The organism is Microcoleus sp. A006_D1 (assembly GCF_036702805.1).
Lineage (GTDB): Bacteria > Cyanobacteriota > Cyanobacteriia > Cyanobacteriales > Microcoleaceae > Microcoleus.
This window is the reverse complement of the sequence record NZ_JAUBVZ010000013.1, coordinates 88,001-100,355: the sequence shown is the minus strand read 5'-3', so window position 1 is coordinate 100,355 and position 12,355 is coordinate 88,001. Positions and strand designations below refer to the sequence as shown.

Annotated in this window: 9 protein-coding genes; 3 read left to right on the top strand and 6 right to left on the bottom strand. The window is 46.4% G+C overall.

Features of this window, described 5'->3' with window-relative positions:
- Window positions 1-220: 220 nt before the first annotated feature.
- The 3 genes from QUB68_RS21690 to QUB68_RS21680 all read right to left on the bottom strand — a co-directional run bounded on the left by QUB68_RS21690 (window position 221) and on the right by QUB68_RS21680 (window position 3,256).
- A complete protein-coding gene (locus tag QUB68_RS21690) occupies window positions 221-1,243 on the bottom strand; it encodes an ABC transporter ATP-binding protein (protein ID WP_332996427.1) in 1,023 nt (340 codons plus the stop codon).
- A 489-nt stretch (window positions 1,244-1,732) separates the two neighbouring features.
- Window positions 1,733-1,921 carry a hypothetical protein gene (locus QUB68_RS21685; RefSeq protein ID WP_332996293.1) on the bottom strand — a complete coding sequence of 63 codons (189 nt, stop codon included), beginning with the start codon at window positions 1,919-1,921 and terminating at the stop codon, window positions 1,733-1,735.
- A gap of 411 nt (window positions 1,922-2,332) precedes the next feature.
- Window positions 2,333-3,256 (bottom strand): histone deacetylase family protein, encoded by a 924-nt coding sequence (locus QUB68_RS21680; protein WP_332996291.1) that lies wholly within the window; start codon window positions 3,254-3,256, stop codon window positions 2,333-2,335.
- A gap of 391 nt (window positions 3,257-3,647) precedes the next feature.
- Between QUB68_RS21680 and gyrA the strand changes: the two genes are divergently transcribed.
- From gyrA to QUB68_RS21665, 3 genes are all read left to right on the top strand, one after another.
- The gene (gene gyrA / locus QUB68_RS21675; RefSeq protein ID WP_332996289.1) at window positions 3,648-6,356 is read left to right on the top strand and encodes a DNA gyrase subunit A; all 2,709 of its coding nucleotides are present in this window, start codon (window positions 3,648-3,650) and stop codon (window positions 6,354-6,356) included.
- 274 nt (window positions 6,357-6,630) lie between these two features.
- Window positions 6,631-7,278, top strand: coding sequence for a Uma2 family endonuclease (locus tag QUB68_RS21670; RefSeq protein WP_332996287.1), 648 nt, complete (start codon window positions 6,631-6,633; stop codon window positions 7,276-7,278).
- Window positions 7,279-7,473: 195 nt separating this feature from the next.
- On the top strand, window positions 7,474-8,769 hold the full coding sequence (locus QUB68_RS21665) for a ribonuclease D (protein WP_332996285.1): 1,296 nt from the start codon (window positions 7,474-7,476) through the stop codon (window positions 8,767-8,769).
- Between the two features lie 150 nt (window positions 8,770-8,919).
- On the opposite strand, the gene QUB68_RS21660 is transcribed toward QUB68_RS21665, so the two are convergent.
- The 3 genes from QUB68_RS21660 to QUB68_RS21650 all read right to left on the bottom strand — a co-directional run bounded on the left by QUB68_RS21660 (window position 8,920) and on the right by QUB68_RS21650 (window position 12,222).
- A complete protein-coding gene (locus QUB68_RS21660) occupies window positions 8,920-9,264 on the bottom strand; it encodes a hypothetical protein (RefSeq protein ID WP_332996284.1) in 345 nt (114 codons plus the stop codon).
- Between the two features lie 78 nt (window positions 9,265-9,342).
- The gene (locus QUB68_RS21655) at window positions 9,343-11,874 is read right to left on the bottom strand and encodes a vWA domain-containing protein (RefSeq protein WP_332996282.1); all 2,532 of its coding nucleotides are present in this window, start codon (window positions 11,872-11,874) and stop codon (window positions 9,343-9,345) included.
- A gap of 144 nt (window positions 11,875-12,018) precedes the next feature.
- Entirely contained in the window at window positions 12,019-12,222 is a 204-nt protein-coding gene (locus QUB68_RS21650) for a hypothetical protein (protein WP_332996279.1), read from the bottom strand.
- Window positions 12,223-12,355: the final 133 nt, after the last annotated feature.

Below are 12,355 nucleotides of genomic sequence, written 5' to 3'. Positions count from 1 at the left end.
ACGATCGCCCCATCTTTCCAAATCAAAAGCAGCTATCCCGTAGGGAATCACCTCGGCCCTGGAGACGGCAGTGCCGTGTCCCTACTTTTCACCATAGCTCGATCGCCCGGCCTGGAGACGGCAGTGCCGTGTCCCTACTTTTCACCATAGCTCGATCGCCCGGCCCAGGAGACGGCAGTGCCGTGTCCCTACAGATGTCGCTTTTGGGAATTGGTATCATTTAAGATCGCATCGCCTGTTTTTGTTCCGCCTTCAAATCGCGGTTGCTAGCAGCCGCCAACTCCGCATCCAACAAAGTTTTACCCGTAGCCGCCAAATAAACATCATCCAAACTGGGGCGAGATTGAGCAATTCCAAAAGTAGGAAGTCCGGCATCTTTCAATGCTTGCTGAATGCTCACAAGGGCGTCGCTTTGTGCACCCACCACCAAATTGAGAGAATTGCCTTGGGCGCTGTTGATAATTACTTCTTGCACGAAAGGCAGAGATTCCATTAAAGCTTGCGCTTTTTGGGCTTCTTCCAGTGGCGAAAACTCCCGAATCCGCAGAGTCACCCGATCGCCCCCAACCCGATTTTTCAACTCCTCCGGCGTTCCCTCAGCAATTACCGTACCCTTGTCAATAATCGCCACGCGATCGGCCAAAGCATCCACTTCTTCGAGATAATGGCTAGTAATCAACACCGTCGTGCCTTCCTCCCGCAACTGCCGCAGGAAATCCCACACCACCACCCGACTTTCAATATCGAGCCCGACAGTCGGTTCGTCTAACACCAAAACATCCGGCTGGTGAAGCAACCCAGCAGCTAAGTCGAGGCGCTTGCGAATACCGCCGGAATAGGTGCCCGTCTTTTTATTTTCCCACTCCTCCAAACCGAGGAGTTTCACCATTTCGTCAATCCGCCCTTTAATGGTGTGGCGCGGCAAATGGTACAGCGCTGCTTGCAGTTGCAGGAGTTCGCGCCCTGTCAGCACCTTGTCGAGAGCGACTTCTTGGGCGACGTAGCCGAGTTTCTGTCTGGCCATTCTCGGCTGGCTGACTGCTGAAATGCCTGAAACTTCAATCCGTCCGCTATCGGGCGCGCTCAATGTACAAAGTACCCGCAGGGTTGTGGTTTTGCCTGCACCGTTGGGGCCTAGCAAACCAAATATTTCCCCCGGTTCTACTTTGAAGGAAACATCTTTAACGGCTTCTACATTGCCGTAGCGTTTCTGAAGATTTTCAATTAAAACGGCGGGAGCCATATATTTTAAGGATGAACTGGTTGTTAATATTTTGACACTTCTGGGCTGAATTTGCCGGAATGGGCGATCGACCATTCCGACTTCCTGTGCTTGTGGCGATCGCACATTCCTCCTCAACGGGAAACTGCTGATAGTTTTAATTTTTGATATCCGTTGAAAAAATCTCAACTTGATAGCGGTTCCCAACCCGGTCGCCCTCAGTCTTTCTCAATCTCTAATTTCATATTTCAACTTCCCAAAATTATGAGTTTTGAGTTGATTATAACTTGGAAGTTAGCAACTCAAAACTCATAATTTTTCAACAAGTAGAGATGCACCCAAAACCTGTTATTTTATAATTATCTCTACTTCTAGGCTGATGTCGATCGCGATTTTCATCATTAACGCCACTCTCAAACACATCAAACTGTCGAGCTATTAAACACGAAAAACTTCCCTAGGTGGCAAGTTCTACTTTTAACTCCCGATCGGGAGTTCGCTGCCGCATCTTTAATCGACAATTCTTACCCAACCGCGACGCACATTGTACAGCAGTCGGTTGATGATGGCATACTCATCTTCATTCAGCGTTCTTTCTAAGAGTGCGGATCTGAGCTGTCTCCGGTCGTGGCGAGTCACGATACTGGAAAACATGACTTGACCAAATAATTCTTCGAGTGTCATTTGGGAAACTGGCATGATAAACCTCCTAGTTGATTGAGAGATATTAAAATTTTACAGGTCGATTGTGATCCTATTATGCTCTCTGCGATCCCTGATTTATGCGATCGAAAACATTGACACGCTGTGATTTTTGGGCTACAAATTTGTGACCGAGACTTTGATGCCAAGTGATTCGGATCTTTGAAATTTGTGATGCTTGTCACAGTTGACAGTTGACAGTTGACAGTTGACAGTTGACAGTTGACAGTTGACAGTTGATCGAAGGAAGAGGGAATAAGGAAGAGGTGAGAGGGAAGAAGGGAAGAAGGGAAGAAGGGAAGAAGACCGCGCGATCGACAAATCTCAGCTTCGCCGATCGCCCTCAAAAGCCCTCAATCCCGTTCTAATCGGTTCTCAACATCATTGTTCCGTCTGCCAATGTTCCCACTAATTGAGGCATCGGTCAATAGTCGCCACAACCGACTCGGCCAACTCTTTCAGCGCGTAACCGCCCTCCAAACCGAAGGCGATGCGGCGGGTGATTTGTAGGCAATATCCGGTGAAAGTACCGAAATCTGAGGGCGCGAGATTCATACTCGCCAGTGGATCGGACGCAATAGCGTCGTAACCGGCGCTGACGATCAACAAATCCGGTTCAAAATTTGACAAAAACGGTACGACAAGAGATTCAAAGGCGCTCAGGTATTCGGCTATGCCACCGCCCGGATCTAGGGGAATGTTCAGCACGTTATTGTAGCTGCCGCGCTCGTCTGAGTCTCCCGTTCCCGGATAGCACGGAGATTGGTGCAGGGAACAGTAGGCAATTTGCCGGCAGTTTTCCACCAAAGCTTGAGTGCCGTTACCGTGGTGCACGTCCCAGTCCAGGACGGCGACACGTTTGATTCCCGGCTGTTCCAGGGCGTAGTGAGCGGCGATCGCAGCATTGGAAAACAAGCAAAATCCCATCGCGCGCGCACTCTCAGCGTGGTGTCCCGGCGGCCTAGCCAGCACAAAAGCTGGTTCGTTTCCTGCTAGGACTCGATCGACCCCATCGAGCCAAGCACTCGCCGCCAGGAGCGCTACGTCGTAACTTTCAGCAGAAATCGGCGTGTCACCGTCGAGGTAGCCACCTCCCCGTTTTGCCAAATGTTCGACTTCTTTGATGTATCTTGGCGCGTGAACTTTTTTGATCGCCGAGAACAGTTCTGGTTCGCGCTGCGCCACTGGGGTGGGCAGTTGCCACTCAAGGCGATCGGCCCAGGGAGCAGCTTTCAGAGCATTGGCGATCGCACTTAAACGTTCTGGTCGCTCTGGGTGAAGCATTCCAGTCTTGTGCAGCAAGAAATCTTCGGAGTAGATGATGGGTAGCATCAGCAGATTTTAGATTTTAGATTTTAGATTTTAGATTTTCAGTTTGCTTTAAGAAGGCATTCGGCTTTATGAAATTTTAATTGCGATCGGGCAACCATTTATTTTAGATGGCCGTCAAAAAAACTCACCAAAGCATGAAAGCCGATCGCCTAAAAAAACCTTTCTAGCTTTGGTCAATTGATGACTAAATCACCAACTGCCAACTTACGAATTTCCCTTGTTTCGTCCCTTAATTTTTCTGGCAACTTTCCCATAAAATCCAAGGCAAATTGTGATATAATTTTAGGAGTAATTTGCAATATTTGGCAACTCTACTGAATCCAAATCGATTTTATCGCATTTTGGGATTTATAGCGGTCAAATCTAAAGTTTTAACGGAGTTTTTCAACCTATGAGTATCTCTGAGTCGCGGATAATCCCGACGGATCTGGGTGGTGAGATGTCCCGATCGTACTTGGAATACGCCATGAGCGTAATTGTCGGTCGGGCGCTACCAGATGCGAGGGACGGTCTCAAGCCCGTTCACCGACGCATTCTCTACGCCATGAACGAATTGGGCTTGACTCCCGATCGACCATTCCGCAAATGCGCCCGCGTCGTCGGGGAGGTGCTGGGTAAGTATCACCCGCACGGAGATACAGCGGTTTACGACGCCCTGGTGCGGATGGCTCAAGATTTCTCCATGCGGGAACGCCTAATCAACGGCCACGGCAACTTCGGCTCCGTTGACAACGACCCCGCCGCAGCCATGCGGTACACCGAGTGTCGCCTCACCTCGCTGACTCACGACGCTTTGCTACGCGACATCGACTCCGAAACAGTTGATTTCGGCGACAACTTCGACGGTTCCCAGCAAGAACCCCTCGTACTCCCAGCCCGCATCCCTCAAATTTTGCTCAACGGTTCCTCCGGGATTGCCGTGGGGATGGCCACCAACATTCCGCCACACAACTTGGGCGAAATAATTGACGGTTTCTTAGCGCTAATCCACAATCCAGGCATTACCGACCTGGAATTGATGGAGTATATTCCCGGCCCGGACTTTCCCACCGGAGGGCAAATTCTCGGCAGAGGCGGCATTCGCGATGCTTACACCACCGGGCGCGGTTCGATTACAATGCGCGGAGTCGCCGGCATTGAAACCATCGAACACGTCGGCCGCCCCGACAAAGAAGCAATTATTATCACCGAATTGCCTTACCAAACAAACAAGGCAGCGCTAATTGAGAAAATTGCCGAATTGGTAAACGACAAAAGATTAGATGGGATTTCCGACATTCGCGACGAAAGCGATAGAGACGGAATGCGCATCGTGATCGAACTTAAGCGCGATGCCTATCCCCGCGTCGTCCTCAACAACCTCTATAAACAAACACCACTCCAATCCAATTTTGGAGCCAATATGTTAGCGCTAGTAAATGGGGAACCCCAATTACTGACGCTCTCACAATTCCTCAATGTCTTCCTCGACTTCCGCATTGAGACAATCACTCGCCGGACTCAATACGAACTCCGCAAAGCAGAAGAACGCGACCATCTTTTGCAAGGCTTATTAATTGCCCTAGATAACTTAGATGCAATTATTCACCTAATTCGTGCCGCTGCCGACTCCGCAGCAGCCAAACAGGAATTGATCGATAATTATGGTCTTTCCGAACAGCAATCAGACGCAATTCTGCAAATGCAGCTCCGGCGCTTGACAGCATTAGAAGCGCAGAAGATTCAGCAAGAACACGAAGAACTGCGAACTAAAATTGCCGACTTGGAAGATATCTTAGCGCGCCGGGAACGCATCTTAGAAATCGCTGAAGTCGAAGCAGTTGAAATCAAAACCAAAATCGCCACTCCTAGGCGCAGCATCATTGAACACGCTGAAGGAGAAATCGATGAAAGAGATTTAATTGCCAACGAACAAGCAATTATTCTGATCACAGAGCAAGGCTACATCAAGCGGATGCCTGTCAGCACTTTCGAGGCCCAAAGTCGCGCTACTCGCGGCAAAGCAGGCGCGAAAATGAAGGAAGATGACGGAGTAGAACATTTCCTTTCTTGCTGCGATCACGACAGCGTTTTGTTCTTCAGCGACAGGGGCGTAGTTTACTCTGTCAAAGCTTATCAAATCCCCATCTGTTCCCGGACTGCCCGTGGCACTCCCGTGGTGCAATTGCTGCCGATTCCTATAGAAGAAAAAATCACTTCTATGGTGTCAGTGACAGAATTTACCAGCGAAGAATACTTGGTGATGTTGACTCGCGGCGGCTACATCAAGAAAACCGCACTTTCAGCTTTTGCGAACATCCGCACTAATGGCTTAATCGCGATTTCTCTAGAAGAAGGCGACCAATTGCGCTGGGTACGGAGAGCAAAAGTTGGTGATAGCATCATCATCGGTACGCGCCAAGGCATGGCGATTCATTTCCGCACCAATCACGAACAGTTGCGCCCTGTTGGCCGCGCGACTCGGGGTGTGAAATCAATGAAATTGCGATCGGGCGATGAGTTGATCAGCATGGACATCTTGCCGAGTTCAATTGTTGCCGAAATTGCTGACACTGAAGACTCGGAATTGGAAGGAACAGATATTGCTCTGTTAGAAACTGAAGATTCGGAATTGGAAGGGGCAGAAATTGCTGAATTGGAAACAGAAGATGTGGAATTGGAAGACGAAGAATTAGAAGCGGAAGGTGAGGAAATTGAAGGCGAAGACGCCGAAGAAATTCCCACAGTTAGCAGCGAAGTTCCTTCGGTGTTGGTAATCACAACTAACGGCTACGGCAAGCGGGTTCCAGTTTCTCAATTCCGTCTGCAAAGACGCGCTGGTAAGGGATTGACGGCTACTAAATTCAAGTCTAAAAAAGGTAAGGATCAGGTAGCTGCGCTGCGAATTGTCAACGAAGATGACGAATTGATGATTATTACCAACCGAGGTATTATTATCCGTCAGGCTGTGAGTGCAATTTCCACGCAATCGCGCACTGCAACGGGCGTGCGGGTGCAGCGCTTGGATGAAGATGATTCGATCGTAGCTGTGGCTTTGGTGCCGCCTGCGGGTGAGGAATCGGCAGAAGAAGCGGAATCCGAGGAAGCGGCAGAAGAGTAAAGGTTAATAGTTTGTAGGGTGCGCTTCGGTGCACCATTGGTGTCAACTTAAGGTCTTATGTAGTACCAGTCTGCTGTCTGACAATTGGGTCTGATCTCCCTGGCACCCCCCTTCCCAAGGGGGGGACAGGATTCTTCTCAAAGTCCCCCTTGCTTTCGGGGGATTTAGGGGGATCGAGACTACGGTAAAAGCGAGATTTTGAAGTATTCTAGGCTTAGCTTGACACCAAAAAAGTATTCCCTCAAAAGTCAAGATTTTTTTCGCTGAGGTAATCATGAGTCAACTCCAAACCAAACTGCTAACTGATACCTGGGTTACGGCGACTTGGGATGAATATATAGAAATCATTAAACAGCCGGAGTACGATCGCGCAAAATGCTACTACTATAACGGACAGTTGAGGATTGAGATGGCAGCAGTCGGCCCAGATCATGCTGACGACAACGGAATTATCGTCATCTTAATCAATTTATTTGGCATTGCTAAAGGCATCAAAATGAGACTGCTAGTTAACTGTAGCTACGCCAAAACCGGTGTCAGAGGTGCTCAACCTGATGCTTCTTACTACATCGGAGAACGAGTGCAAACCGCACCTCGCGGTAGTTCTGTAGTGAATTTGGATAGCGCAGTAGCCCCTGATTTGGCGATCGAAATTGCCGACAGTTCTCTCGTTGACGATTTGGGTACGAAAAGAATGATTTATGAAGAATTAGGAGTGTCTGAATATTGGGTAGTAGACGTACAAAAAGCCCAAGTTATTGCTTTTAAAATAATTGCTAATCGGGGAAGCGAACGTCTGACGGAATCTCAAGTTTTGCCGGGGCTAACAGTTGCTTTGTTGGAGGAAGGTTTGCGCCGCAGTCGCCAGACAGACAATACAGAAGTAGGTACCTGGTTTTTAGAGGAAGTTCGTAGTTTGTAGGGTGTGCACTGCGCACAGGCTGAATTTGAAGCTAGAAACCCGGTTTCTACGAGTTTTGTGTTTAGTAACGAGAAATCACGCAAGAAACCGGGTTTCTGATGTCTGCGTGTATCCGGCGCTGGAATCATTGACAATTGACACGATAATTGCTATAGCATAATATAAGCGTAAAGTTAATAGCAAAAGTCTGTAAAAATGCCTTATTTAACAGCAGCAAACGACATCAAAGCACTCATCGCTAAATTTTCCCAAGCTAGAATCCTGTGGGTTGACACAGAAATAGCCGACTATAAATCCAACCCGAGATTATCTCTAATTCAGGTGTTGGCTGACTCCACGGATGCGACAGGAGATGCCACTTTTCTGCTAGATGTCTTAGATCAACCTGAATTGGCAAAAGATTTCGTAAGCCAAATTATGGTCAATCCAGATATTGAAAAAGTCTTCCACAGCGCCAGCTATGACATCAGATTTCTGGGAAATGACGACGCGCAAAATGTCACTTGCACATTAAGAATGTCGAGACAGATTCCAGCTTACATTCTGCCATTACCCAACCGACAACTCAAAACTTTAATAGAAACACTTTGCGGCATTGCTTACGTAGATAAAACAGAACAAAGCGGCGATTGGGCAAAGCGTCCCCTGACTGAAAAGCAGCTAGAATATGCCAAGATGGACGCGGTTTATTTAGCTAGAGTGCATCGCCACCTGCTAGAAATCCTTGCCCAATCTTACCCCGAACCTGCAACAGAAAACTTGGCAGCATTGGGGGAAAAATATCAGGAAATAGAATCTCAGTGGAAGCCGCTAGATTCAGAAATCGCTGAAGTGAAAGAACGATTTAAAGCAGCGATGCTGGCGCAAAAGCTCAAAGATAGTTCTTATTTTCAGCTTTCCAGTTCGATAACGATGAAAGTTGATTTTATGACGCTGGCGAGACTGACACAAACTCAGGGAATTGAGTTAAATTTTCCGGTAACGCTGACAAAAGAAATTCAAAAACAGTTAGGGGAACTTATCAGTCATCCATCTTTGGAAGTTGAGGATATTGCTAGTTGGCGGTTGAATTCTAATGTGCAGCAGCGGCGCCAATCAACTACTAAGAAAATTGTGCCGCAACCGGAGAGTGAGGATTTAACAGCCTTGGGGAAAAGGTATCAAGAAATTTTGCCTGAATGGAAGTTGCTGGATTCAGAAGTTGAGCATCTAAAAGATCGCATTAAAAAAGCAATGTTAGTGCAGAATAAGGGAAATACTCCGCATTTTAAGTTATCCAGTTCCTCAATTTTGAAGGTAGATTTTGCTAGCTTGGCTAAACTTGCGCTATCTGTGGGAGTTGAGTTGGATTTTATGGTGACGCTGACTCAATATATTCAAAAGCGGTTAGGGGAAGCGATTAACAAAATTGATGTGCAAATTGAGTATATTACCAGTTGGCGGATGACGGCTAAGACTGTGGAAGATGAAGATGAGGAAATCCCCTTTTGAGTAGGTGGAAATACAGCAGATTGCAGGTTAATGGAGTAGTCGTAGGGTGCGTCGCCATCAAAAATCCTCAAAGAAATATCGATAATGTTACAGCGACGCACCTGACACAATAAACGAATCGCCTTTCGTTTTTGCTGTTTGTGCCCGCGATTAACCTTGTTCTTCCAAATACTCCGCAACTGCTTGCAAATCTTCCAATCCTCGGTTTAAGCGGTTAAGCATAGCTTCCCCAATTTCAGTATCAAAGTTGAGTTTAGGATTTTGGAAAGCTAACTCTTGAATTGCCTCTAGCCATAGCGAAAGCGGTACATGGCGCACAGCTTCCCGTAACCCCATATTTGCCAATACTGCAAGATAAAAACCTGTCAAGTCTTGCCCTCCATAGTTATAGAAACCATCCCATAGTTCTAGCTTTTCGGGTGTGTAGGCTGCGTATTGGTCAAAAGTGATCGGTGTGCGATCGAGTTTTGGTTGTGGGAGTGGTGGTGTATCCATATTTTTTACCTGATTTATTACTATCGACTACGCAATCAGCGACATTTAACCAAGGTGGGCAAATGCCCACCTTAATGCCTACTTACCTACGGTGAAATACTCATTCTTAGCATACACGCTAATCATGCAGTCGCCGACTTCAAAAAACATCCCCTCTTGTTCATCTTTAGAAAATTGCAAGTTGCCATATTTAGCACCAATTTCATCAGCAGTCGCCGCCTTCGCCTCCATTTCATCGGGGATAAGTCCAGTCGAACCGATGTAGAAAACCAGCGGTGAAACTTTTTCCCTGTACACTTTTTCAGCATAAGCTTCCAGTCGCTCATTCGCATTAGCTAAAGCAGCGACAAATTCGTCTCGCTTGACATCTTCTCCCTGCCATTTCGCTTGCAAAAGGCGCAGCAAACTATCTGCACCCACTTTGGCTAAAGTAGCGCTAACAATTCCGTTATTCTCCAACCCCAAAAAGTCATCGAAAATCAGTTTCATCAAGTCGTCAACTTTGGTGATTTTTGTTCGGGATGACAGCGTTTTGTGTGCGAAGATGACAGGCTCATCTAAGGTGATGTCGAAGGTGGGTTTTGCTAGCTTTTCGCCAGTGTTTTTGTGGTAAACTTCGTAAAGGCGATCGAGAAATTTGTTGGCTGAGTGCAATTTGCCGAAGTTGAGGATGTTTTTGCTGCCGATGTCGATTTTGTAGCTGACTCGCGAATCTACTGTACCATTCGCGATCGCACTTTTCAACTCTGTGTACTCCGTAGTCGTCGGAAAGTTGATGTACAGGCTTTTCGACAGATAGTGCTGTTTCAACTCTTCCAATTGTTGGGCCGTGTAAGCCTCAGATTCTTCCTTCAAATGAGCCGAGAGAATGCTGGAGAGAATTTTAATGTTTGCGAGTTCCTCAAACACTCCATCAAGGCTGGCGTAACGCCCGTTTAAAGGCACTAACGGTAAAGTGTCTAACTTAATATCGTACTCTGCATGGAAGTCAAATTCTCCAACTGGTAAGCCGTCTTTTTCAATCAAATCGGATTTTTTGAGCAAATCAAAGACTGCTTTGCTGCTGATTTTGATCCTGAGCGACTTGATATTAACTTCGCCGTCGCTGACAATGGTATAATTGTTGAAAGTATTGATGTCTGTTACCAGAATTCCCGCTACTTCTGCGATCGCACTTTCGTCCTCAACTTTTACCAGTTTAACTTTGCGGGTAATCAGCATATTGATGGTGGCGGTATTTTGATTGATTGCAAATGAACCCATGCGCGCGTATTCGCCGCCATCTATGAATTCTGTTTTCAGCAAAGGCTTGACAAGGTTGCCGTTTTCGTCTCGCTTCCCTTCAATTCGCTTCAAACCTTTTCGCTGATAGTTTTCTTGCAAGTGTTTCAAGTTGATGATGATGCTGTTGCTGTTTTCCTCGAATATTTTGATTAACTCCAGCAGGGAAATTTTATCGCTGACTTTTACCCGATCGCCAATTACATCATTTTGCAACACATCAGGCGCAAACACAGCCCGTTCCAAATCCTCCGTAAACCCTGCTATTTGGGCATTTGTCAAAGCTTTAGCGTGTTTTTCCGTCAAAGTAGCATCGAAGGTGCTCGCCAGCGCGTACTTCGCCGTATTCAAATTGCCGTCAGCCAGGTTTGCTTTTGCAAAAGCAAACACTGACTCATCAGTTTGAGCAACCCGAACTTCTAATTTGTCATACTCATCTTTGGTGACTTGCTGATATTTGTAAAACAGTCCCGCATCGTCTGCTTTCAGCCCGCAGATTTTCAGCGTACTCGATGAACCGTTGATTTTATTGCCCGTTTTGGAAACAAAAACTTGATAATCGTATTCCTTAATTAACGGTTCTTCTAGCGGTGGTGCAACGGAACTGCCTAACAGTTTGGTGCTGTCGTACAGAGCATCATAAACCATTTTGACTTCGCCAGCGCGGATGCAATTTCCAGATAAGGTGTTGGCGATTTTCGAGAGAAGTTTGAAGTCAGCACTGGCATAGGATATCGTGTTGGCAAACACATCCATGTCCTTAAGTTCTGCGCAAATTTCCGTTAGTTTTGCAGCTTCGGAATTGGCACTGGGATCATTTGCATAACCGTCTGTGTGCAAATTTATCGCTGTCACTTCTCCGGCTTTCACCAGAGATTTTGCGAGTTGCATGGACTGCGAGATGCAGGTACAGCCAGCAGTTTGGATTTTTTTAATTTCTTTGATGTATTCAGATTCAAATTTCATCACTTCTTGAATCGGAATTCGCTGGAAGTGACAAATTACGTCTCCATTGTCTGCATAGGAAATTAGGCTGACAATTAGCTGGTAATTGTTGTATTCGTCTAAGGTTAAAAGCTTGATTAGGGTTTCTTTCAGCGGTTTTAAGTCAGAATACATGGAGCCGGATCGATCGATGATGATGATGTTGTGGGCGACGGATTTTTCGGGGATATCACCGGGCTTTCTTTCGAGATTTATGCGATCGACTAAATAGAATGCCTTGGCGTTTCCGGCAAAGTTGTAGAGGGTAAATTTGGTGCGATTATTGGAGGCTGCTTGGCTGCTGGAACTTTTGATCTGAGATGATTGTTTGAAGTGCCGTGCCATAGTTTTCACCTATGTTGACCTATTGTTCAACTCTATCATGACACACGCTTTTGTGGGTGTCAAGGCCTGTCTGGAAAATTATCAGTGAGGTTGAATAAGCATTAATATTTAGCAAGGGTTGCTAAAAGTAGTGGATGTGCATAGTTAATACATCATGGTGTTAATTTTTTTGGTGATTGGCACAGGTTTAACTGTGTTTAGTAGCGCTGGCGCGCCGCGACTTTTGCTAGTGCTACAGATGGCAATACCTCCGGCTTTTTCTACTACTTTGCTGGCATAATTATTTAATCTCGATCGCGAATTGACCGTAACTGCGATCGGCATCGGCTGCGTTAGTCTATTATTCACTATTCCCATCTGGATGTGGCTATTTAGTTTTTAATTAAAATAGGTTTTTCATACTTTAAAAATTGCTTTTTTTGGGTGATATAAATCACAAATATTTAGCGATCTATGTCATATTAATTATACTTCACAATCA